Here is a 21,473-nt window from a genome sequence, read left to right as displayed (position 1 = left end):
TCCTGTGGTGACCGCTCTGATCGGTTGGCCCCGATTAAGACCTCCCGTGTTTGGCCCTTGGCGCTGCTGCTGCTGGGGGCCCTGAGTCCGCAGGCCGCGCAGTCCTGTAGCCGTGTGCTCTCCAACAGCAACGGTCAGGCCGTGGTTGTGGGGCGGACGATGGATCTCTACCTGGACGACCAGGCGGCTCTGGTGCTGCGGCCCCGTGGTCTGGAGGCTGGTGGATTGGTCAGCGCTTCGGTGGCCAACGCCAAGCGCTGGCGGGTGAAGCACGGCAGCGTCGGGGTGATGAGTGTCGGCACGGTGCTTGCCGATGGCCTGAATGAACGGGGGCTCAACGTCAATCTCCTCTACCTCTCGGGTAGCGATTACGGCTCGCCAAGCAGCGGCAAGCCCGTTATCTCCAATCTGCGGATGGCGGAATTCGTGCTGGATCAGTTCGCCACCGTCGAGGAGGCGATCGCGGGGTTAGCCCAGGTTCAGGTCGTCTCGGACCGCATTCTTGATCGCGATTGGGGGCTGCATCTCTCCTTGGCTGACCGCAGCGGGCGTTCGGCTGTGGTGGAGTTCATCGCTGGGCGAATGGTGGTCCATCAGGGCAACCAGACGCGGGTGATGACCAATGAGCCGCCGCTGGCCTGGCAGTTGAACAATCTCAAGCGTTACCGCCCGTTCGGCGGGGACCTTCCCTTGCCTGGTGATGTCGATCCCGCCTCCCGCTTTGTGCGGGCTTCGACCTTTCTGAGCACCCTGCCGAAGGCCAGCTCCGCCGCGGAGGCGGAGGGCAACCTCTACGGCGTGATGAAAAACGTCGCTGTTCCGGCGGGGGCTGAGGACTACTCCGGCGGTCAGGCGGAGGACAGCTGGGTGACGCTCTGGACGGTCATCGCCAACCTCGATGAAGGAAGTTACGCCTTCCAGTTGGCCCGAAACCCCTATCCGATCTGGGTGGAACTCAAGCGTTTGAACTTCGGCAGCGGCGGAGCCATGCGCCGCCTCGACGTGCAGTCCCCCGAACTCACGGGTGATGTCTCCGAACGTCTGAACCGGTCCTGACTCAACCGCCGTGCAGTTGCTGGAACCAGAAGCCAGCTAGCTGCCAGCTGGAGTACAGGAAGATCCCCAGGAACAACCAATTCAGCCAGGCTGGACGCTTGTCGTTTTCAAACACAGGTGCTGTCCGCTCGCTGGGGCATCATCGCCCCTGAACCCATTGCAGCACCACTCCTTGGGCCGCCGGACCGGGAACAGTGATGACCGCCAGGGTTTCGGCTCCGCGTTGGTAGTCGTAGCGGCAAAAGCCCTGGCCAGTCCCTGAGCAGGCACTCAGGCTTTTGAGCCGGTTGCCAGAGAGTTGCCGGTCCATCGGTTCTGGCGCGAGTCCACGCAGCGGCGTCCAGCCATTGCGCTGCAAGCTGCTGTCGGCCTGCTCGATGGGTTGCTGCGGGATGAGGCCAAGCTCCTGGGCCGCGCTGGCTCCACCGATCCCACTGAGCAAGGTCAGCAGGATCAGCAGTCGGCTGGCGGAGGGAACAGCTGCCATGGCAGCGGCCGAGGTGAAGGTCTACCTCGATTAGAGCAATGCTCAGGCAGGAACGGAACTGCGCTGTTCACGCACCTGATCGTGCAGCGCCTCCAGTTGGGCGTGGACCGAGCGCAGTTGCTCCCGAATGGCCTCGGTGTTCTCCAACTTGCTCAAGGTCAAGAGCATGGTTTCGATCTGATCCTTGCTGTTGATCAGGACGCGGCATTCGCTGGTGCCAGGTTCGTAGCGCACGGGAGAGTGTTCGCTGGAACACCATCGAAGCGAGCCTGGCCGCTCAGAAGTGTGCCCGATGTTGCGGTTTCGGCGGTTGTCACGGCCTTGGCCTCTGTTGGCCCCCGTGACTGAAATCTTGAGATTGTCTGATCTCACTTGCGCGGTCTGCTGACGGCGGCAGGATGCGAGTTTTCTCTCGTTGGGCAGCCAGGAAGAGCGAGTCTTTCAGGCTGGTTGGAAAAGCGGAGGGGGTGGGATTCGAACCCACGGAAGCTTTCACTTCGCTGGTTTTCAAGACCAGAGCCATCAACCACTCGACCACCCCTCCAGGGACGACCTTGGGTCCTCCTCATTGTTCCATGGCCCCGCCCAACTCGCTGATCTCAGGAATGAGATAGCCGAGACGGATTGGCATGGTTGGTTTAGAGCGCGGCGACCGAGAGGTCGTCTGATCCATGGCCGTTCTGTCCACCAACCTGCTGGCCGTGCGCACCCGTGAGCTGGCCGACATGATTGAGACCCTGCCGGTCAGTCTCAGCCCGGATCACCAGTACGAGCGTTGCTGCGAGTTGCTTGAGCAGGTCGCCGTCGCCCTGGACCTGCTGTCGGCTGCGACTCCTGGTTGAGGGTCTCAGGCCTCGAAGCCGAAGCTTTGGCGCTGCCTGGGGTTCAGCAATTGTTTGGTGACGTGTTTTTGGGCGTGCATCATCTCGGCCATCTGCTTGGCGAGGTGCTTGAGCAGCTCGAGGTCGTCCATCGCATCGATCGAGCGCTTGATCCGCTCGAGTTCGAAGTTGGATTCCAGGGACAGAGAAGTGGGGGCTGTCACGCGGATCAAACTGTGTGAACGAATGTTAAGTAGCGCAGTGGCTTGCTGTGGCTGCCACAAAAAAGCCGCCCCCCAGCAGGAGGCGGCTCTAGGCGCTGGTGAGCGCCTAGTTCTCAGGTTTGGCCAGCGGCAGCAGGCACTTATCGGAGTCGCAGCCCGCGGGACCGGCCTCCATCAGTTCACCACCGTCGTAGCGCTGCAGGGCTTCGAAGAAGTCGTTGGTGCTGCGGCGGCTGACCACGGCGGCCTGGAGTTCTTCGTAGGTGTCCTGGTTGATCGGCTCAAAGGGCAGACGCGGGAAGGTGGCGTTGGCGTCGAAGCGGGCCAGCAGCGCGGCTGAGATGTAGCCCTGGCCGTTGTCGATCGCGCCGTGGATCGCATCGGTTAGCGGTTCGATCTCGTTCTCGCGGAACTCCACCGTCGCTGAGGTGTTGTGGGCGGTGTAGTGCTGCTGCACCTGCATGTAGAAGTCGAACTGGGCCATGGCCGAGAAGTTGTTGATCTCGACGGCATCGGCGCCGGGGATGTTCGCCCAGCTCACCTCGGTGGGGATTTCCACCAGCCATTCGGTGCAGCGGGGATCGAAGGCGTCATCGAGCAGGCGACCCTCTTCGTCCTTGTCGGACTGGGACGGAACGATCGAGTAGCCGTAGTCCATGCAGGCCAGGGCGACCGGGTCGTTCTTGCGGAAGGTGATCCGGCGGATGAAGCGCTGGGCCTTGGGGGGGTGCCAGCCGGGGGAGGCACCGGTGAGCAGGCTCTTGGTGCCGGCGGGCTGGACCGTGGTGCAGCGGTTGGGACGGCGCAGGCCGTGGCGATCGCAGTAGTCCCAAACGGCCTTGTTGACGATCTCTTTCCAACGGCTGAGGTACTCCGCTTCCTTGGCCTTGAAGGCCCGGCCTTCCTCGCTGTCCGGGCGACCGGCTTCCCACCAGGTCAGCCAGGGGGTGCCGAAGGCATGCACGAAGAAGTCGAACAGGCCGGTGAAGCTCACGCCAACGATCGGATCCCAGGCGCGGCTTTGGCGGTAGCGCTCCACCTCAAAGCGGTGGTTGAGCAGGCAGGCCACGGCCAGGCCGCCGGCGGTGAAGGCTTCTTCCTGGGCCACCAGATCGTCGGGGTCGATCCGGTTGAGGTGAATCTCAGCGAGGTTGCAGTGGAAGTCGGCGCCCAGGATCTCGCCGCAGGGGTTCAGGCCGTAGCGCCCCAGGCGATGCTCGAGCTCTTCTGCGCTGATCTCGGGGTGGTTGGTGGTCAGCCAGCGGGCGGCCTCTTCACGGCCTTGATCGCAGTAGACGTCGATGAACTCCTTGCGCAGCTCAGGGGTGGAGAGCAGGTCGGCGTTGGAGCGGGCGATGGCCTCAGGGGCGAATTGAATCGCACCTTCACCGGAGTGGAACTGCTTGGTCACCGCCTCAAGAACGGTCTGGCGGTCCGGCCGGGTGTGGAAGACCCGGGTGTGGTTCGCCATGCGCAGGGCATCGCGCTCGGGGTCGATGCGCCAGTTGCCATCGCTGTCCTGCTGCCAGAGGTTGTCCTTGGCGTTTGAGGCGGCGCTGTCATCAGCGCTGAACTGGCGCATGCCGGCGCTGCGGCGGATGTTGCCCGCGACGATGGTGACCGCGGCCTCGTCAATCAGCAGGCAGCACTCGACCGAGGTGAGTCGACGGCCCTGGGCCTTGTTCAGGATTTGGGCAACGCGGCCGTAGAGGTCCTTGAGCTTGACGGGGTTGGCCATGCCGCCGAAGCCCTTCAGGGTTTCGCCGACGGGCCGCACGTCGGAGAGGTCAACGCTGACTTCGATCGGGGTGTTGGCATCGAAGCGCTCGTCGCTGCAGAGCTCGAGCAGGAGCTGATAGCTGTCGACCCAACCGCGTCGGGTGTCACCAACCTTGACCTGAACGGTCTGACCGCTGATCTGGTGGGTCGTGTTGTCTTGGCGCTGGCCGGCCGGTGTGACACCGATGTCGCTGACGCCCGTCACCTTGATGGTGTTGCGGACGGCGGGGAGGCGATCAATCAGGTGGGGCTCAATGATGGCGCCGGTGCCGCAGCCCATCATTGCCAGGTCCATCATCAGACCGAAGGCTTCCCAATCCACCAGGTTGGTGGAGGTGCAGTTGTAGGAACCGGAGAAGTTGTTCTCCTGTTCAATCCAGGGAGTACCGCCGATCCACAGCCAGCGTCCGGAAGGCAGAGCTTTTTGCTCCTGCTGCATCCGGCGCAGCAGGGCGACTTCCTGATCATTGAGGTTGCCGAGTTTGCGCAGGCCAGAGAGGTTGCGCTCGGCTACTTCGTTCCAGCTCTCGCGGCCGCTCGGTGTTTTGCGGCTGTAGGTCCGGTAGAAGACGGGGTTGGCCGCCGGCGCAGTGGCCGGAAAGTCAGGTCTGGGGCTGTTCAGGGCGCTGGTGCTGCTTGCCGCACTGGCTCCAGGAACTGACACGGTCATGGGCGTCGATCTCTAAGCGTGCCGGCACCCTAACGCCACTGGTGGGGTCCGCAAGCAGCCGTTGCCACCAGTGGCGGTGCATCCCCCTCTTTGCCGTTCTGTGGCCTTTGTGGGACAGGGATGTGGCAAATCTGCAATTTTTGCCAGATTGCAGATTCCAGTCCCCGTTGGCCTGATGCGCTGCCGCCGCTCCCCCTGGTGGATGACCCTGGTGATCGGGGTGCTTGTGGTGCTCCAGTCCTGGTTGCCGGCCCAGGCCGTCACCGGTAGGACCCGGGCGCTGCTGTTTGAGCCCAACGCCCGGCTGATTCCGATTGAGCAGCAACCCTTCTATGGGGAGCTGGTCCGAGATGCCGGCTCCTGGTCTGATGTGGTGCTCGGTCAGGTCGTGGGCAGTAGTCCAAGGGCGACCCTGCTCAACTTTTATGCGGTCATGGCCGAGGTGGGGGACCGCGCCGATCGCCTTGGTCGCTACAGCGCCTTAGTGGAGGCCCGCCGCGATGGGGTGGACCGGCAGGAGCAGATCGATGACACCAACCTGCTGTTTGATCTGGCGGTGCGGGCCTTGGATGCCTCCGTCTTCCCCCAAAGCGTGCGGGGCGGGATGGCGGATGAGGCGGCCATCCAGCTGAAGCATGTTCTGGATTACGTCTTCACCCACAGCGTTGAACCCATCTCCATTCCGGACTCCGCAGGAATGAAGGCGCTGAACGATCAGCGGACCAAGCCGGTGGATGCCTGGCGCATCCCAGGTACGGCGATCACGTTGACCTCAGATCTTGTTGGCGATCCTGAGAACAGCCTCTACGTCTTTTCCGCCGACACGGTGAGACAAATCCACGCGATGTACGAGGAGATCAAGGACTATCCGCCGATTCGGCAGCCGTTTGCGACACCTCATTTTTATCACGACTTTATTCTGACTCCCGGTTACTTGGTGCCACCGGATTGGTATCTCCGTTTCCCCAGGTCTTGGCGCTCCGTTTTTGAAATCCCTGTTCTTGACCAAACGCTATTTCAGGTCGTTTGTGCCATCGCTGTCATCGGCATTTATCTCCTGGTCGCAGGCTGGTTAATACGCCTTCTGGTCGATAGTTATCGCGATCGTCCCCTGGTTGATTCCCTCCCCGCAAAGCCAGGGCCCTGGGTTCAAGACGGAATTGCTTGGCGCCGATTCTTCTTCATTCTGCCGGTGCTGCCGTTGACACGCTTGGCTGAATATCTAATTGACGATGAGGTTAACTTCACGGGATTGCCGCTCGTTGTTGTCACCTATGCCTTCTACGTGATCTGGTTTGTCACCGCGGGATTGGTGGTCTTTTTGTTCTTTGAGGCGCTTGGGAGAACCGGCTCGGAATTCTTGACCCGGGTGCGCGGCTCCGGTTCGGAGTGGCGGCTGCAGCGGGTCTCCAGTTTCTTGATGCCCCTCTGCCGGGCACTGGGTGGCTTAATCGCGGTAGCCATCTTCTATCGACTGTTGATCCTGCTGGGCTTGCCGGCCAGCACGGTGTTGGCCTTTTCGGCCGTTCCCGGTCTGGCGATTGGTTTGGGCGCTTCCAAGTTGCTGGGCAACCTGTTTGCTGGCCTTTCGATTCAGACCGACCGGCCCCTGCGGGTCGGTGAGTTCTGCCGGGTTGGCGACAGCCTTGGCTACATCACCAAGATCGGTTTGCGCTCGCTTGAGCTGCAAACCCTCGAGAGCCGGGTCACGATTCCGAACTCCATCGCCGATGAGGCGACCATCGTCAATTACTCCAGGAGGAGCCATCGGCCGGACCGACGGCCAATGCAATCGCTGGAGCTGCGGTTGGATCTCGATGGCGCCTTCTCTCCGTATCAACTCGAGGAGGTCTTGCATCAAACCCGTCGCTCCCTTGAGGCGCGCCAGGACCTGCATCACCCCTTGGTCACCCTGGAGCGCAGTGCAGATGGTGCGGCCCAGTCCCTGGTGGTGGTGGCCATGGTCGAGCTGCATGGCTGGCCCGCCTACCTGCGCCTGCGGGATCACCTGCTTCTCCAGCTGGAGGAACTGATCGAGCGGGCTCAGTTGTCGGAGATTGCTCTGGGGATTGCCTATGGCACGACGCCTGAGCAACTCCAACGGGTTCCGGCGTTAATGCAGAAGGCTGTCGAGGTGGATTCTGAACTGCGCTTCCTGGCCTGCCGGCTGGAGCGCATTGCCGCCTTCAGCTACGACCACGTTCTGGAGTTCAGCTCCCTCCACAGCGAGCACGATGCTTTCGAGGACAGCCTTCATGAGCTGAACCGCAGGATTATCGAAACCCTGGCGGCCGAGGGGATTGAGATCCCCTTCCCGACCCAAACCCTGATGCTCAACCCTTCCGATGCAGCGCACCCCTGAACCGGAATTGATGGATGCCCCCGAGCAGGCATCCGCCTATGCCGCTGCGGATTTCAGTGCTGGGGATCAGGCCCTGATCGAGCGGATCCAGGCGTTGTTCCCAAGCGGTCTGGGCCCGCGCGTTCTCGATCTGGGCTGCGGTCCGGGCAACATCAGCTTCCGCCTGGCCCTAGCGGATTCCGCGGCGGAGGTGATCGGTCTGGATGGGGCTCCGGCGATGCTCCAGCTCGCGCAGCAGAGTCTGGAGAAGGAGCCGGCTCTCGCCAAGCGGCTCTCGTTTGTTTGTCTCTGTCTGCCTTCGCTGGCCCTGCCCAAGGGCTGCAGTGGCTTGGTGAGCAACAGCCTGCTCCATCATCTGCACGACCCGCTGGTGCTCTGGCAGGCCATTGCCCAGGCCGCTGCCCCGGGTGCACGGGTCTATGTCAAGGATCTGCGGCGCCCCCCCAGTCCGGAGGCCGCAGAGCAGTTGCGTCAGCGCTACCTCGCCGATGCCCCGGCGGTGCTGCAGCACGACTACCTGGCGTCCCTGCATGCGGCCTTCACCGCCGCTGAGGTGGAGCAGCAACTGCACCGCTGCGGCCTGGACCAGCTGCAGGTGGCGGAGGTGGACGACCGTTACCTCGAGATCTGGGGGCAACTGCCGTGAGCTCACCTGTCAGGCTGGCGCCATGACCAGTAGCAGCGTGAGCACCACCCCCGAGCTCGAGGCCCTGGCGGAGGCCGTCTCTCGCCGCCGCAACTTCGCGATTATTTCCCACCCCGACGCGGGTAAGACCACCCTGACCGAGAAGTTGCTCCTTTACGGGGGTGCGATTCAACAGGCCGGTGCCGTGAAGGCCAAGGGTGAGCAGCGCAAGGTCACCTCCGACTGGATGGAGCTGGAGAAACAGCGGGGAATCTCGATCACCTCAACCGTGCTGCAGTTCGACTACAGCGGCAGCACGATCAACCTGCTGGATACCCCCGGCCACCAGGACTTCTCGGAGGACACCTACCGGACCCTGGCCGCTGCGGACAACGCGGTGATGTTGGAGGACGCGGCCAAGGGCCTCGAGCCCCAGACCCGCAAGTTGTTTGAGGTCTGCCGGATGCGCCGCATCCCGATCTTCACCTTCATCAACAAGATGGACCGCCCGGGCCGTGAGCCCCTGGAGCTGCTGGATGAGATCGAGCAGGATCTCGGCCTGGCCTGTTGGCCAGTGAATTGGCCGATTGGCAGTGGCGACCGCTTCCGGGGCGTGATCGATCGCCGCACGAAGGAGGTGATCCTGTTTCAGCGGGCCGAGCGGGGCCGGGCCTCAGAAGAGAAGGTCCTCAGCGTCGATGAGGCCCGCGGCACTGGCGCGGTGGAACACGAGCTGCTCGATGCGGCCCTGGAGGAATTAGAGCTGCTGGAGGCCGCTGGCAACGAACTCGATTTGGAGTTGGTCCATGCCGGCGAGCTCAGCCCTGTCTTCTTTGGCTCAGCCATGACCAACTTCGGGGTGCGTCCCTTCCTGGATGCCTTCCTGGAGCTGGCCCAGAAACCCACCCCCCGCTCCAGCAGCGCCGGTGAGATTGAACCGGTGAGTCCCGGGTTCAGCGGTTTCGTCTTCAAATTGCAGGCCAACATGGACCCCCGCCACCGCGACCGGGTCGCTTTTGTGCGCGTCTGCAGCGGCAAGTTTGAGAAGGACATGACGGTGCAGCACGCCCGCACCGGCAAGGCCATCCGTTTGTCCCGTCCCCAAAAACTGTTTGGACAAGACCGGGCTGTGGTGGAGGACGCCTACCCCGGTGATGTCATTGGTCTGAACAACCCGGGGATGTTCGCCATTGGCGACACCCTGTACCTCGGCTCCAAGGTCGAATACGAGGGGATTCCCTGCTTCAGCCCGGAGATCTTTGCCTGGCTGCGCAACCCCAACCCCTCGGCCTTCAAGAGCTTCCGCAAGGGGGTCAACGAGCTGCGTGAGGAGGGTGCCGTGCAGATCCTCTACGACACGGACCAGAGCAAGCGTGATCCGATCCTGGCGGCGGTGGGACAACTCCAGCTGGAGGTGGTGCAGTACCGCCTGGAGAACGAGTACGGCGTGCAGACCCGGCTCGAGCCCCTGGGTTTCTCGGTGGCCCGCTGGGTCGTGGGCGGCTGGGCCGAGCTGGAGAAGGTCGGGCGGATCTTCAACTGCAAAACCGTCCGCGATGCCTGGGATCGTCCGGTGCTGCTGTTCAAGAACGACTGGAACCTCAACCAATTGGCGGAGGATCACCCGGACCTGGAACTCAGCGCCGTCGCGCCCGTGGTGAGCGGTGTGGAGCCCATTGCGCTCTAACTCGCGGTTGCTTGTGTGGGAGCGCCAGAATCGGCTGCAACGAAATATCACAGGCTGATTGGCTGATGCCTGGTTCTCTTTGGCTGGTTCGCCCCAGGACCGATGGGGGCAACGATTACGTCAATTTTGTCCGTGGCGGCATGGGCATTGAGATGAGAGAAGGGAGTCACCTGCCGCCGCAGATGCCCCTGTTGAAGAGTCGCTGTTGGCTTGAGCTCGATGAGGCTGCCCGCCAGCGCATCCTGCTGCTGCGCCAGCAAGGGTTCCAGTCCAGCGAGCCCCTGTTCTGACTACGCTCAGGAATGCAATCCTGCGGCGCGCGGTGGCATGAACCAGGGTCCTGATTCCTCCTCGACCGGTTCCCAGCCCAGTCCCTACGAGCGCCTGGGCATCGAGACCGGTGCGGGATTTGAGGCGGTGCAGGCCGCCAAGCAGGCCAGGCTCGATGAGGTGGGTGAGAACCCCCAGGCCCGCGCCCAGATCGAGGCGGCCTACGACGCCGTGCTGATGGATCGCCTGAAGGAGCGGCAGCAGGGCAAGGTCAGCACCGCAGCCCTCAACGCTTCGGCCCGCGAGGCCAAGGCACCTCCCTCGGCATCACCCGCGCGGCCATCTCTGCCATCCCTGCCGAAACTTGCGGCCCTGCCCAAGCCGTCCCTGCCGAAGCCCTCGCTGCCTGCGCTGGAGTTGGCCGAGGGGCAGCAGCGTTGGCTGCCCGTGGGTGGCTTCGCTCTGCTGACTCTGTTGCTGCTGGTCGCGCCGGCCTCCTCGGCCGAGCTGGTGCTGGCCCTTTCCACGTTGTTCAGCGTTGTGCTGCTGCAGCGGCGCAGTCGGCGCCTGCTCCAGGCCGTCGGCTTCAGCATCCTGCTGCTGAGCCTGGGTCTGGGCATCGGTGCCCTACTGCTTCAACTGCTGGATCCGAGCTTGCCCCTGGGCCTTCCGCTCGATGCCCACCAGGTCCAGAGCCTGCCGGCCCTGCTGCTGCTGCTGCTGGGCGCCCTGCTGATCGCCTAGAGCTGCTTGCTGCCGGCCTGGTTCCAGCTGTGGCAACGCAGGGTCCGGGCTGCTCCCCAGGGGATCGTGATAGCCCAGAAGCGGCAACAGCCGCTCTGGTTGGAGCTGTTCAGCGCAAAGTGACTGCAGTTCAGGCAGTGGGGAAACCGGGTCATCACCAGGGCCTGCAGCGCTTCCCCGTTACAGCTCCGGCTGGGGCGCGATGGTGATCACCCCAGGACGCTTTTTCAGCCGTTAGGCGGCAGGCGAAAGCTCGTCGATCAGCTCCTGCAGCTCGGCGGCCTTGATGTCATAGACCTCATTGCAGAAATGGCAGGTGAGTTCGGCCTTGCCGTCTTCGCTGAGCATCTGGGAGAGCTCATCGCGCCCCAGCAGTTTGAGGGCGTTAACGCTGCGCTTGCGGCTGCAGGGGCAGTGGAAGGTGATGTCCTGGCTGGCTTCGGCGTCCTCAAGCAGCTGGGGATCAAGGTCCGGGAAGATGTCCTGGAGCAGGGCCTCGAGGTTGCCTTCGCAGGCGGCCAGGCGGTCGCTGAAGTGCTCAATCTCGCGGCAACGCTCCTCCAACAGCGCCACCAGGGCTGGCTCCCGCGCGGCCTTGGGCAGCACTTGCACCAACACCCCGCCGGCATGCCTTAAGCCGCTGCTGTCGATGCGCTCGCCCACGAAGACCGCCGAGGGGGTCTGCTCGGAGTGCAGCAGGTAGGAGGCCACGTCATCGCCGATGCCGCCGCTGACCAGCTCGACCGTTGAGCTGAACGGCTCCCCCTCGCCCAGGTCCCGAACCACGTGGAGGTACCCGGTGCCGGTGGCCTGTCTGAAGTCGAAGCTGTGGGCGCCATCGGCGCTGTCCAGCAGGTCGAGTTCGAGCTCGGGGGTCCCGACGTAGCCGCGCACGGTTCCATCGCGGCCGGCATCCACCATCAGTCCCTTGAGCGGGCCATCGGAGGAGATCCGCAGGTTGACTCGCCCGTGGGCGACCTTCATGGAGCTGGCCAGCAGCAGGCCGGCGGTCATTGCGCGTCCCAGCAGGGCGGTCGTCAAAAACGAGAGGTTGTGGCGGCGGCGGGCGTAGCGAACCGTGGTGCTGGTGCTGACAGCCACCAGGCGGATCCCTCCGCCTGCAGCCGTTGCGCGCACCAACCGATCCGACATGCCCTGCCCCTTGCTCGAGGCACTGTATTCAGCGGCCTCAGCAGGGGATGAGCGCGGGCTGGAGTTGCCCATCGATCAGGTTCCAGCGCTGTCCTGGTTCCGTCAGGGGCTCGAACAGTTCAGGCTCATGGGTGACGATCAGCACGATGCGCTCGCGGCTGAGCTGATCGATCAGCTCAATGATTTCCGAGCGCACGGACCAATCCAGTCCGGCGGTGGGTTCATCCATCAACAGCACCTTGGGGTCCCGCAGCAGCTGGACCGCCATGGCCAGGCGCCGCTGCTGTCCGCCGCTGAGTTCCTCCGGGGCCTGTTGGAAGGACAGGCCGCTAAGGCCGACCTGCTGCAGCACCGCCTCCGCCTTCTCGCTTGGCAGGCGCCGCTGCCCCAGTCGCAGTTCTTGGCCGACGGTGAGTCCGAGGAAATGGCGTTCGGGGAACTGAAAGACCAGGCCGCAGAGCCAACGGCGCTGGCGGGCATTGAGGGCTTTGCCGTGCCAGCGGATCTCCCCGTGGCTTGGATCGGCCAGTCCGCAGATCAACTCCAGCAGGGTGGACTTGCCGGAGCCACTGCGGCCGGCCACCAGCGCAATCCGCCCGGGCTCCAGGCCCATGCTGGCCCCCCTCAGGACAGGCTCCGGAGCCGTTGCGGCGTGGTAGCGGAGCGCGTCGAGCTCAAGCATCGCTGGCCGATGGCCGTCAGGTGCCCCCAGCATGTTTGATGGGAGCAAGCCCTGCCGCATCGCGCTGCAATGGAGATTCGTTTTCGAGAATTTGACCCCTTCAATTGCTGGCTGTGGTTGCGCTTCAGCAATCCCCCGGGCCAGGGGGAGCGGGGCTATATCGAGACCACCTTGGACAGTTGGTTCTTCTTGGGCAAGTTGGGTGGGTTCAACGCCGAGAACCTGCAGGTCCACGAGGAGGGCGCTGAGGTCAGCTGGATGGGCTACGACGCCGAGACGGCGGAGCGGGCCATGCCTGCACTGATGCACAACATGGGTGAAATCGAGTACCAGGGCTCCTGGGCTCGTTGCTGGGTGGATCTGGGCACCAGTGACGGCTTTGCCCTCGATGTCCTGATCAACACCCTGCGCCAGATCGACTCCGATGTGGTTCAGATCGAGGAGCTGCTGATCGGTGGGGCCAATGAGGATTGGCCCGTGGAGGACCATCCCGAAAGCCTCTTCCCCGTCGGAGCCCCGGACGCGTAGTCCATGGCCCGGGAGCTGCGTCGGCTGTTGATTGCACCGGAGCGCCTGGCTTCGCAGATCGCGTTGACCCGTGAGGAGGAGCGCTATCTCACCCGCGTGCTGCGGTTCAGTGCCGGTGATCGCTTTGCCGTGGTCAACGGTCAGGGCGCCCTCTGGACGGCCGTGCTTCGGCAGTCCGCCTGCGCCGAGCTGGAGCAGAGCCTGGAGGCGCCCTTGGAGCACCAGCCTGCACCGGCTCCCCAGCTGGTCTTGGCCGCTGCGGTGGTCAAGCGCGACTTTGAGGTGGTGTTGCGTATGGCCGTCGAGCTGGGGGTGGATCGCTTCATCCCGCTTCTCTGTGAGCGAACGGTCGTCCAGGGCAGCCTGCGGCTGGAGCGCTGGCGCAGCATTGCCGCTGAAGCGGCTGAGCAATGTGAACGGCTCTGGTCGCCGCGGATTGAGGAGCCGATGGACGTCCATCAGCTCCTGGGCCTGAGGGATTCGGCGGTTCCAGGGTTTTGGGCGACCACCCGTCAGCAAGAGCTGCCGCTGTTGGCTTCTGTGTTGGCCGATCAGCCCTTGGAGCGTCTCTCCAGCCTTTGGCTGGCCTGCGGCCCTGAGGGGGGCTGGTCCCCCAGCGAAGAACAGGCCGCCGAGGCGGCCGGATGGAAGCCCGTTGATCTGGGCCCTCGCATCCTGCGCAGCTCGACGGCCTGCGTGAGTGGCTTGAGCAGCCTGAGTAGTGCCCGCGTTGCGCGCTGCGGCAGCTAGCTCAGACCCTCAGCCTTACTTCTTGCCAAACATGCCGCTGGCCATGCTGCGGAAGCCGGCGAGGTTGGCGCCACCGCGGCGGCGACGCATCGGCAGGGCGCCGCCGGCGGTCACACACTCGGGGGCGAAGGTGGCGTCGGTCTTGGCGGGAAGAGCGGCTTGCTCCGCGGCTAATTCAGCGGCGATCGCTTCAGCGGTGGTTTGCACCGAACCGGTCGCTGCAGGTGCGGTTTCAGCAGGTGCAGCGGCGGCGCTTGCCTTGAGTGCAACGGCAGCCTTGGCCTCGACAGGAGCCTTGGCCTTGGCAGGCTTCTCGGCAATGGGGGCCACAGTCACCGACTGTTCAGCTGCCTTCTCATCGAGGTTGAGGAAGAAGCTGCCTTTGCGGTTGAACACCATGGCGCCGGTAATAGACCGTTTGCAGGATTATCCGCTGCTGCCGGTGCTTCTGAACAGCGGCCGTAGGGCAGTGCAACAGAAGTTCCAGCTGCTGTGTTCTTCTGGAGCCAGTCGCTGATTCCAGGGATGCTCGATCTTCAGATCTTGCTCAGCCCAGAGCGCTTGCAGCACTGGCTGGCCGCCCTGGTGATTAATGGTGTGCTGATTGGCGCCGCCCAGCGGCTTCCCCTGTTGACGCGCTCCGGCTGGGTCCACGCGGGGATCCTCGGCACCGTGCTCCTCGGCAGCCTGGACTGGCCCGGTTGGTTGGCCGTGGCGCTTTACCTAGCCCTCGGCTCGCTGGTGACCCGTCTGGGCTACCGGCGTAAGCAGGAGCAGGGCTTGGCCGAGGGGCGTGGCGGCCGGCGCGGGCCGGAGAACGTCTGGGGATCGGCGGCGACTGGGGCCGCGTTGGCGGTGCTCAGCGTCTGGCCGATGGCGCCGGTGATCCTGCTCAAGATCGGCTTTGCCGCGAGCTTTGCCGCCAAGTTGGGCGACACCTGCGGCAGTGAGATCGGCAAGCGTTGGGGACGCCACACCGTTTCGATCACGAACTTCCAGCCCGTTCCCCCCGGCACCGAGGGAGCCATCAGCCTGGAGGGCACCGCCGCCAGTGCGGCGGGCAGCGCCTTGATGGCCCTGGTGATGCTCCAGTTGGGGTTGATTCATGGCGGGCCGACCTGGTTGCTGGTGGCCCTGGTGGGGCTGGCGGCGACCTTGATGGAGAGCCTGATCGGCGCCACGGTCCAGGACCGCTTCCCCTGGCTGAGCAATGAGCTGGTCAATGCCCTGCAGACCCTGATTGCGGCCCTGCTGGCCATCGGGCTGGCGTTGCGCTTGGCCCTGGCCTAGCTCACGCCCACCAGTTGCTCACGGACGATGCCGCAGGCCTGCTGGTAACGCCGCTGGGCGGCACGGGCACTGATCCCTGCCATCGCGCCCAGGTCCTGCCAGGTCCGCTGCTGCAGCACCCGGGCCAGCACCAGTCGCCGTTGACTGGCCTGCAGGGTTTTCAGTCCCCTCCAGAGCTGACGGCGCAGTTCGCAGCGCTCGAGCCAGCCGTACTGACCTGGTGCCTGTTGATCGCTGAGTTGCTCCACCAGGGGGGTCTCGGGGTCTGACCCGCCACCGGGTTGATCCAGGCTGGCCACCCGCAGGCAGGTCTGCAGGGCCTGGGCTTCCTGCCAGCGCTGCTGGGAGCAGCCGAGGGCCCGGGCGAGGGAGCTGTCGTTCATCGGGCTGAGTCCCTGCTGCTCGCGCCGGCGCTGCAGTGCTGCTCCCCGCTGCAGCAGTTCGATCACGTTGCGGGCGCCGCTGAAGACGCGGCAGCGGTCCCTGAGGTAGTGACGCATGGCGCCGCGAATCCAGGGAACGGCGGCCGTACTCAGGGTGTAGCCCAGGCTTGGATCAAAGCGCTCGACCGCCTTGATCAGACCGCGGACGCCCTCTTGGGCCAGGTCTTCAAAGCTGTGGCCGCTGCGCTCGCTTTCCCGCCGGGCCACCTTCCAGACCAGGGGCAGGTTGGCGGCGACGACGGCGTTGCGGTGCGCGTGGTTGGGGTCCTTGAGATAACGGCTCAAGAGCCATTGCTGTTGGTCCTGGACTGCCATAGCGGATGCCTAGCTCTGCCCTCAGCCTCAACCGCTTGAACGGCTCGTTGGCTCACCCCCTCGGGGGTCTGATTCCCCTCAGTAGAGGGGGGTCCCGGCGCTGGTGGGCTGCAGGTCCGCCCAGCTCAAGAGCGGACTCCAGTGACGCACCCGCTCGTAGATCTGACGATGTCCCTCGCTGTTGAAGTGAATCCCATCGGGGCAGAGCCACTGCAGCCAGCTCGGATCCCCCAGCAGGGAGTCCAGTAGCGGCAGGAAGGGCAGATCGGCCTCCATGCAGGCCTCCTTCAGCAGCGCTTCGTACTGGCGGACGTGCTCATTGCTGTACCAGAGCAGATCCGCGAAGGGCATGACGTGCTCGTCCACGGGCGTCAGTCCCAGCACCAGGAGCGGTGCGGCTGCTTTGAGCTGGTTGAGAAGTTGTTGGAGGCCGAAGAGAAAGGCCTCCGGATCGAGTTGGTGGCGCCCGTCGCGGCGACCGATTCGCGCGGTGTCGTTGAGGCCGACGGAGAGCAGGATCCCCTGGGGCTGCTGACGCCTGAGTTCCCCGCGGCAAGCGAACTCGCTGGCCCAGCGCGCCGCCACCCGCTCGAGACCATCGCCGCGAACGCCGAGGGGATAGAGCACCGGTCCGCCGGGCAGCCCCATCCAGTGCCGCCTGAGGCGCTCGCACCAGCCACCCTCTTCGGGGTCCCCCCAGCCGTAGACGCCGCTGTCCCCAAGCACGATCAATTTGCGGGGAACGGCCAACAGCATGGAGTCGCTTACAGCAGGCGCCGCCGGGCGCGGTCGCTCAGATCTTCACCCACCAGGGTGAGGGCCGCATAGGCCACAAGCAACAGGGCGATCTGATCCCAGGCAAATGAGCTGAGGCTTTCCTGCAACTGGGTTCCAAGCCCGGTCCCCGCCATCAGACCGACCACCACGGTCTCCCGCAGGATCACATCGCTGCGGTAGGCGCCATAGGCCAGATAGGAGCGCGCCAAAGCGCTGAAACGTCCGTAGAGCAGAGCCACCCGTGCCCCGACCCCTTGGCCATGTAGGGCGTCCTCGGCTGCGCCGCTGCAGGACTCTGCGCCCTCTAGCAACAGGCGACCCAAGATCCCGAGGTTGTGAAACCCCAAGGCCAGGGCTGCAGTCCAGATCCCCGGTTTGAAGACAAACAGCAGCAACAGTGCCGTGAGCGGCGGTGGCCAGAGTCGCCCCAGGGCCCAGAGCAGCCTGAGCAGCGGCTGAGCCAGGCGCCACGGCGCGACCAGCAGGAGCAGCAGCGGAGCACCGCCGACGGCTAAGCAGGCCGAGAGGAGCGTGAGCAGCAGGGTGTTGCCGATCAGTCGCCCCCAGGGAAGGGCGAGGGCCTCCTGCCAGTGCTGGGAATGCAGCGGCGGCAGCGGTTGCCAATGCAATAGCGCCGCTGGCTCAATCCCCAGGCTGTGGCTGATCGCCAGCATCAGGGGGAGCAGGAGCCCAAGTAGAAGCAGGATCTCCCGGCCTTGCCGTCCCACACCGGGCTGGGCTTGACCAAAGCGGTTGGCCAGTCCCCAGCGCTGGCGCAGGGCACGGATCAGGCTCTCCAGGCTCAGCATCACCGCTAGCAGCAGCCAGAGGCCACTCCAGAGCTCGCGAAATTCCAAGGACTGCAGGGTGAGCAGCAGTTCGTTGCCCAGGCCCCCAAGACCAAACACCCCCAGCAGCGTGGCGCTGCGCAGAGCGCATTCGAGCCTGTAGCCGCCGTAGCTGACCACCCCAGGCAGGAGGGGCGGTCCCATGGCCGTCAGCAGGGCCGCCGGGCCTGCACTGCCGGCACTCAAGAGGGCCTTCAGGGTCTGATCGGGTAAGGCATCGAGTTGATCGCTGATCACCCGGGCCACCAGGGCGCCATAGGGAATCACGATCGCCAGCACCGCCACGGCGGGCTGCAGCCCCAGCACCTGCAGCAGCAGTAGGCCCCAGATCAACTCATGGATTGAGCGGGTGATCGCCAGGAATCGGCGCAGCAGCTCCGCAGGCAGCGCAGTGCCACTCAGGGTGCTCCAGACCAGCCGCGAGCTGGCCAGCCCCAGCAACAGTCCCAGCAGCAGGCTCAGGCACCAGCTCAACAGCGCCACACCGACCGTCACGCCCAGTCCCCTGAGTAGGGAGTCGACCACGACTGGATCCAGCGACGGGTGCAGGGCTGCCTCGGCGAAGGCGCCAATCAATTCCCAGCCGCCGCCATGGCAGAGCCCTGGCAGCACCAGGGCCAGGGGCAGGATCACCCCAGCGGGGATCAGGACCTGGAGTGGCGGCGCGATCTTCAAGGGGTCGTGCTTCCGGCGTAGAGACGCTGCAGGGCCTGCGGCTCGAGTTGCTCCGGCGCGCAATCAAACAGGATGCGTCCCTCCCGCAGACCCACCACGCGGCTAAATCCCGCCAGCAGGTCCGGCCTGTGCAGGCTCATCACCAGCGCCCGTGGCGCCGCGGTCTGCTCCAGCAGGAGCTGGAGCAACTCCCCTGCCAAGCGGGGATCAAGGCTGGAGAGGGGTTCATCGGCGAGCCAGAGCAGAGGGTCCTGACGCAGCAGCCGAGCGATGGCAACCCGTTGGCGTTGTCCGCCAGAGAGCTGTCCCACCGATTGCGCCAACAGAGCGGGATCGAGATCGAGTTGCCGCAGGGCGGCTGCGCAGGCCTCGGTTTCTATGGGAAGGACCAGGTTCAGCAGGGCCTTCGGCCAGCCCCACTGCGCGAGTCGGCCGCAGTTCAGGTTCTGTTGAACGCTGAGCTCCTCAATCAGGCGCAGGTCCTGCCAAAGCGTTCCGATCTGTCGCTGTTGGCGCCGTTTGATTCGGGGGCGCCTGGACAGGGCCTCCCCGCCCCAGAGCACTTGACCTTGATCGGCCTGGAGTAGGCCATTGGCGACGCCCAGCAGGGTGCTTTTGCCCGCCCCGCTGGGGCCGAGCAGCGCCAGTCGTTCACCGGCGTGAAGGCTGAGCTGAACCTGATCCAGCCTGGGCTGTTGGCGTCCCTTGACGCTCACCCCCCGCAATTCCAGGACGGGCGCATCCATCGGGGCCTTAGCTCTGGGTGAAGCGGAAGACCATCAAGGCCAGGATTAACCCCACCAGGGTGAGTTCGATGACGTCGGGGCCGCGTGGGTTCATCCCCGCCCCTCACGCTTTTCCAGTTTGGCCACTGAGGGCAGGCCGAAGACCAGAACGAGCAGGGGGATCTCCAGCCAGAGAACCCCATTGCTCAGCAGGATCACCGCCAGGTCAATGGCGGCAATAGAGCGCAGAAACAGGACCCAGACCTCGTCGCCGTCGCTACAGCTGCGCTGCCAGAGCAGCAGGCCAGCCACCAGCAGCAGCAGGTCCGTCAGCAGGGTCGTGGACAATGCGGAGAGGACAGGTCTCCCCGCATTCTGCTCCTGGAATCAGCGGATCTTGCCGATCTGCCGGCCGACCTGCTCGATCTTGGCGTAATCGCTGGCCTTCGCCCCGATAAAGCGCTGGGCACCGAAGAGCTCCAGGATGGCCTTCTGCTCAGGGTTGCTGCTGCGCCAGCTCAAGATCGCCTGACGCAGCTTCGTGCTGAAGCCGGCTCCGAAGCGCTGGTTCAGGTCGGACTGGGCGATCCAGTGGTAGTCCGGGTAACCGGGGGTGGTCCAGATCGCATAGACCTTGGCCTTGTTGGCCTTGCCGCTGGCCAGGTTGGCTTCCCAGACCTGTTTGTTCAGGGCGCCGGCGTCATAGGCGCCGCTTTGCACCAGGGCCACGGTGGCGTCATGGCTGCCGCTGAAGCCGGGGGCTCCACCGGCGAACTGGCTGGGCTTCACCCCGGCCTGCGCCAGGAAGTACTGGGGCATCAGCCGCCCTGAGGTGGAGCTCTGCGATCCGAAGGTGACGCGCTTGCCCTTGAGCTCCTTCAGGCCGTTGATGCTGCCGATGGGCTTGAGCTGGCTCTTGCGGTTGGCGATGAAGACCGATTGGAATTTGGCGTCGATGTCGCGCTGGGCGATCACCTGGGAGCCGGGCTTTTGCAGCCGGGCCTGGACACCGGTCAGGCCGCCAAACCAGACCAGATCCAAATTGCCGGTGCGGAAGGCACTGACCGCCGCGGCGTAGTTCGTGACGGGGACATATTTGACGTCGACATTCAGCTGCTTGCTGAGTTCATTGGCCACCAATCCGTAGAGCCGGTTCAGCTTCTCGGGCTTCTGATCGGGGATGGCGCCAATGCGCAGCACCGGCTTGTTGGTCTGGGCGACGGCTGCGGGGGTGAAGGCACTGCTCAAGGGCAGAGGTGTGGCCACCGGCAGCAGCGCAAGCGAGACGCCCACGGCCGCGGCGGCCCAACGTTCTCGGCCTGTCAAGCGGATGGTCATCGCAGGAGGTGCAGAAGAACCTCCGATTTTGCCTTTAGAGCTGTTCGATGAAGCGCTGCAACCGTGTCAGTCCGTCCTGGATGGTGGCGTCCGAGGCGGCGCAGGAGAGGCGAATGCAGTCGTTGTCACCAAAGGCGCCACCGGGCACCACCGCGAGGCCCTGCTCATCGAGCAGCCGCTCACAGAAGCGCATTGAGTCCAGGCCGGTGCTGCTGATGTTGGGGAAGGCGTAGAACGCCCCCTGGGGCGGCAGCAGTTGCACACCGGCGATGGCCTGGAGGCCATCGCTGAGCAGCTGACGGCGGTGGGTGAATTGAGCCGCCATGGTTTGGACGCACTCGCGCGAGCCGGTCACCGCCGCCAGGGCTCCGTACTGGGCAAAGGTGCAGACGTTGCTGGTGCTCTGGCTCTGCAGGGCGCTGGCGGCCTTGAGAACGCTGCTGTTGCCGGCCAGCCAGCCGATCCGCCAGCCGGTCATCGCCCAGCCCTTGGCGAAGCCATTGACGGTGAAGACCCGATCCGCCAGGTCCGGGGCGACCGCCGCGAAGCTGTGGTGGCTGTGGCCGGGTGCCAGCAGAAATTCGTAGATCTCATCGCAGACCACCGCCACCTGGGGATGGCGCCGGAGGACTGCGGCGATCGCCTCCAGGTCACCGCGGCTGAGCACCGCACCGGTGGGGTTGCCCGGGCTATTGAGCACGAGCAACTTGCTGGCCGGCGTGATCGCTGCCTCCAGCCGTTCGGGGTCGAGCCGGAATCCTTCTGTGGCTGAGCTGGGGATCAAGCGCACTGAGGCGCCAGCTAACCGCGCAATCTCCGGGTAGCTCAGCCAGTAGGGCGCAGGGAGCAGCAGTTCATCACCGGGCTCCAGCAGCACCTGAAACAGGTTGTAGAGGGCCTGTTTGCCGCCGTTGGTGACCAGCACCTGATCCGCACTGGTGGGGACTTGGTTCTCCTGGGTCAGCTTCTGGGCAATGGCTTCCCGTAGGGGCGGCTCGCCGGCGGCCGGGCCGTAGCGGGTCAGGCCACTCTCGAGGGCCTGGGCCGCGGCCTGGCGGATGAAGGCTGGGGTATCAAAGTCCGGCTCACCTGCGCTCAGGCTGCAGATGTCGCGTCCCTCGGCCTTCAGGGCCTTGGCGCGGGCCGCGATGGCCAGCGTCAACGAGGGCTGCAGCGCTTCGGCCCGGGCGGAGAGTTTCAACGGGCGCGGCATTCGAGCAGCGAC

Annotated in this window: 25 protein-coding genes and 1 tRNA gene; 10 read left to right on the top strand and 16 right to left on the bottom strand. The window is 64.8% G+C overall.

All coding sequences use genetic code 11. The features are described 5' to 3' along the window. Nucleotides 1–24: 24 nt before the first annotated feature. Nucleotides 25–1,056 carry a linear amide C-N hydrolase gene (locus tag CB0205_RS0111665; RefSeq protein ID WP_029626354.1) on the top strand — a complete coding sequence of 344 codons (1,032 nt, stop codon included), beginning with the start codon at nt 25–27 and terminating at the stop codon, nt 1,054–1,056. 139 nt (nt 1,057–1,195) lie between these two features. Here CB0205_RS0111665 and CB0205_RS0111655 read toward each other — a convergent pair whose 3' ends face one another. From CB0205_RS0111655 to CB0205_RS0111645, 3 genes are all read right to left on the bottom strand, one after another. After that, nucleotides 1,196–1,543 carry a hypothetical protein gene (locus CB0205_RS0111655; protein ID WP_010317551.1) on the bottom strand — a complete coding sequence of 116 codons (348 nt, stop codon included), beginning with the start codon at nt 1,541–1,543 and terminating at the stop codon, nt 1,196–1,198. 42 nt (nt 1,544–1,585) lie between these two features. Continuing rightward, nucleotides 1,586–1,777: a hypothetical protein gene (locus CB0205_RS0111650; RefSeq protein ID WP_010317549.1), complete on the bottom strand. Its 192-nt coding sequence runs from the start codon at nt 1,775–1,777 to the stop codon at nt 1,586–1,588. Between the two features lie 225 nt (nt 1,778–2,002). Then, nucleotides 2,003–2,087: transfer RNA gene (locus CB0205_RS0111645), tRNA-Ser, on the bottom strand. 127 nt (nt 2,088–2,214) lie between these two features. On the opposite strand from CB0205_RS0111645, the gene CB0205_RS16415 reads away from it, so the two are divergent. After that, entirely contained in the window at nt 2,215–2,385 is a 171-nt protein-coding gene (locus CB0205_RS16415) for a hypothetical protein (protein WP_010317547.1), read from the top strand. A 5-nt stretch (nt 2,386–2,390) separates the two neighbouring features. Here CB0205_RS16415 and CB0205_RS0111635 read toward each other — a convergent pair whose 3' ends face one another. Both CB0205_RS0111635 and nrdJ read right to left on the bottom strand, forming a co-directional pair. Continuing rightward, nucleotides 2,391–2,588, bottom strand: coding sequence for a hypothetical protein (locus CB0205_RS0111635; protein WP_010317545.1), 198 nt, complete (start codon nt 2,586–2,588; stop codon nt 2,391–2,393). Nucleotides 2,589–2,694: 106 nt separating this feature from the next. Further along, entirely contained in the window at nt 2,695–5,037 is a 2,343-nt protein-coding gene (gene nrdJ / locus CB0205_RS0111630; protein ID WP_010317543.1) for a ribonucleoside-triphosphate reductase, adenosylcobalamin-dependent, read from the bottom strand. Nucleotides 5,038–5,185: 148 nt separating this feature from the next. On the opposite strand from nrdJ, the gene CB0205_RS0111625 reads away from it, so the two are divergent. From CB0205_RS0111625 to CB0205_RS0111605, 5 genes are all read left to right on the top strand, one after another. Further along, nucleotides 5,186–7,399, top strand: a complete 2,214-nt coding sequence (locus CB0205_RS0111625) for a mechanosensitive ion channel family protein (RefSeq protein WP_029626352.1) — start codon at nt 5,186–5,188, stop codon at nt 7,397–7,399. Continuing rightward, on the top strand, nt 7,383–8,045 hold the full coding sequence (locus CB0205_RS0111620; protein ID WP_010317538.1) for a class I SAM-dependent methyltransferase: 663 nt from the start codon (nt 7,383–7,385) through the stop codon (nt 8,043–8,045). Before CB0205_RS0111625 ends, CB0205_RS0111620 begins: the two co-directional genes overlap by 17 nt. Nucleotides 8,046–8,067: 22 nt before the next feature. Further along, a complete protein-coding gene (locus CB0205_RS0111615; protein ID WP_010317536.1) occupies nt 8,068–9,711 on the top strand; it encodes a peptide chain release factor 3 in 1,644 nt (547 codons plus the stop codon). A gap of 65 nt (nt 9,712–9,776) precedes the next feature. Further along, entirely contained in the window at nt 9,777–10,001 is a 225-nt protein-coding gene (locus CB0205_RS0111610; RefSeq protein WP_010317534.1) for a hypothetical protein, read from the top strand. A gap of 37 nt (nt 10,002–10,038) precedes the next feature. Beyond that, nucleotides 10,039–10,725, top strand: coding sequence for a CPP1-like family protein (locus tag CB0205_RS0111605; RefSeq protein ID WP_010317533.1), 687 nt, complete (start codon nt 10,039–10,041; stop codon nt 10,723–10,725). Here the strand turns inward: CB0205_RS0111605 and CB0205_RS16140 are convergent. From CB0205_RS16140 to CB0205_RS0111590, 3 genes are all read right to left on the bottom strand, one after another. Then, nucleotides 10,722–10,880 carry a hypothetical protein gene (locus tag CB0205_RS16140; RefSeq protein WP_010317532.1) on the bottom strand — a complete coding sequence of 53 codons (159 nt, stop codon included), beginning with the start codon at nt 10,878–10,880 and terminating at the stop codon, nt 10,722–10,724. The two genes, CB0205_RS0111605 and CB0205_RS16140, sit on opposite strands and share 4 nt — an antisense overlap. A gap of 79 nt (nt 10,881–10,959) precedes the next feature. Continuing rightward, nucleotides 10,960–11,877: an Hsp33 family molecular chaperone HslO gene (hslO, locus tag CB0205_RS0111595; protein WP_010317531.1), complete on the bottom strand. Its 918-nt coding sequence runs from the start codon at nt 11,875–11,877 to the stop codon at nt 10,960–10,962. Nucleotides 11,878–11,914: 37 nt separating this feature from the next. Further along, on the bottom strand, nt 11,915–12,559 hold the full coding sequence (locus CB0205_RS0111590; RefSeq protein WP_043706045.1) for an ABC transporter ATP-binding protein: 645 nt from the start codon (nt 12,557–12,559) through the stop codon (nt 11,915–11,917). Between the two features lie 69 nt (nt 12,560–12,628). Between CB0205_RS0111590 and CB0205_RS0111585 the strand changes: the two genes are divergently transcribed. Both CB0205_RS0111585 and CB0205_RS0111580 read left to right on the top strand, forming a co-directional pair. Beyond that, the gene (locus tag CB0205_RS0111585) at nt 12,629–13,087 is read left to right on the top strand and encodes a DUF3531 family protein (protein ID WP_010317529.1); all 459 of its coding nucleotides are present in this window, start codon (nt 12,629–12,631) and stop codon (nt 13,085–13,087) included. Nucleotides 13,088–13,090: 3 nt separating this feature from the next. After that, on the top strand, nt 13,091–13,837 hold the full coding sequence (locus tag CB0205_RS0111580) for a 16S rRNA (uracil(1498)-N(3))-methyltransferase (protein WP_010317528.1): 747 nt from the start codon (nt 13,091–13,093) through the stop codon (nt 13,835–13,837). 15 nt (nt 13,838–13,852) lie between these two features. On the opposite strand, the gene CB0205_RS0111575 is transcribed toward CB0205_RS0111580, so the two are convergent. Continuing rightward, the gene (locus CB0205_RS0111575; RefSeq protein WP_010317527.1) at nt 13,853–14,236 is read right to left on the bottom strand and encodes a hypothetical protein; all 384 of its coding nucleotides are present in this window, start codon (nt 14,234–14,236) and stop codon (nt 13,853–13,855) included. Between the two features lie 126 nt (nt 14,237–14,362). Here CB0205_RS0111575 and CB0205_RS0111570 point away from each other — a divergent pair, with 126 nt between their 5' ends. Then, nucleotides 14,363–15,127, top strand: a complete 765-nt coding sequence (locus tag CB0205_RS0111570) for a DUF92 domain-containing protein (RefSeq protein ID WP_043706053.1) — start codon at nt 14,363–14,365, stop codon at nt 15,125–15,127. Here the strand turns inward: CB0205_RS0111570 and CB0205_RS0111565 are convergent. The 7 genes from CB0205_RS0111565 to CB0205_RS0111530 all read right to left on the bottom strand — a co-directional run bounded on the left by CB0205_RS0111565 (nt 15,124) and on the right by CB0205_RS0111530 (nt 21,461). Continuing rightward, a complete protein-coding gene (locus CB0205_RS0111565; protein WP_010317523.1) occupies nt 15,124–15,885 on the bottom strand; it encodes a sigma-70 family RNA polymerase sigma factor in 762 nt (253 codons plus the stop codon). The genes CB0205_RS0111570 and CB0205_RS0111565 overlap by 4 nt on opposite strands. 78 nt (nt 15,886–15,963) lie before the next feature. Beyond that, nucleotides 15,964–16,641, bottom strand: coding sequence for a GDSL-type esterase/lipase family protein (locus CB0205_RS0111560; RefSeq protein ID WP_010317521.1), 678 nt, complete (start codon nt 16,639–16,641; stop codon nt 15,964–15,966). An 8-nt stretch (nt 16,642–16,649) separates the two neighbouring features. After that, nucleotides 16,650–18,185, bottom strand: a complete 1,536-nt coding sequence (locus tag CB0205_RS0111555; RefSeq protein WP_010317519.1) for a hypothetical protein — start codon at nt 18,183–18,185, stop codon at nt 16,650–16,652. Then, on the bottom strand, nt 18,182–18,931 hold the full coding sequence (locus CB0205_RS0111550; RefSeq protein WP_010317517.1) for a phosphonate ABC transporter ATP-binding protein: 750 nt from the start codon (nt 18,929–18,931) through the stop codon (nt 18,182–18,184). Before CB0205_RS0111550 ends, CB0205_RS0111555 begins: the two co-directional genes overlap by 4 nt. Before the next feature lie 90 nt (nt 18,932–19,021). Then, nucleotides 19,022–19,258, bottom strand: coding sequence for a hypothetical protein (locus tag CB0205_RS0111540; RefSeq protein ID WP_010317515.1), 237 nt, complete (start codon nt 19,256–19,258; stop codon nt 19,022–19,024). Nucleotides 19,259–19,297: 39 nt separating this feature from the next. Next, nucleotides 19,298–20,248 carry a putative selenate ABC transporter substrate-binding protein gene (locus CB0205_RS0111535; protein WP_010317513.1) on the bottom strand — a complete coding sequence of 317 codons (951 nt, stop codon included), beginning with the start codon at nt 20,246–20,248 and terminating at the stop codon, nt 19,298–19,300. Between the two features lie 34 nt (nt 20,249–20,282). Beyond that, on the bottom strand, nt 20,283–21,461 hold the full coding sequence (locus CB0205_RS0111530; RefSeq protein WP_029626350.1) for a pyridoxal phosphate-dependent aminotransferase: 1,179 nt from the start codon (nt 21,459–21,461) through the stop codon (nt 20,283–20,285). Nucleotides 21,462–21,473 lie beyond the last annotated feature (12 nt).

This window comes from Synechococcus sp. CB0205 (assembly GCF_000179255.1).
Taxonomy (GTDB): domain Bacteria; phylum Cyanobacteriota; class Cyanobacteriia; order PCC-6307; family Cyanobiaceae; genus Vulcanococcus.
Note: the sequence above shows the minus strand (reverse complement) of the source record. Positions and strands in the feature narration are given on the sequence as shown.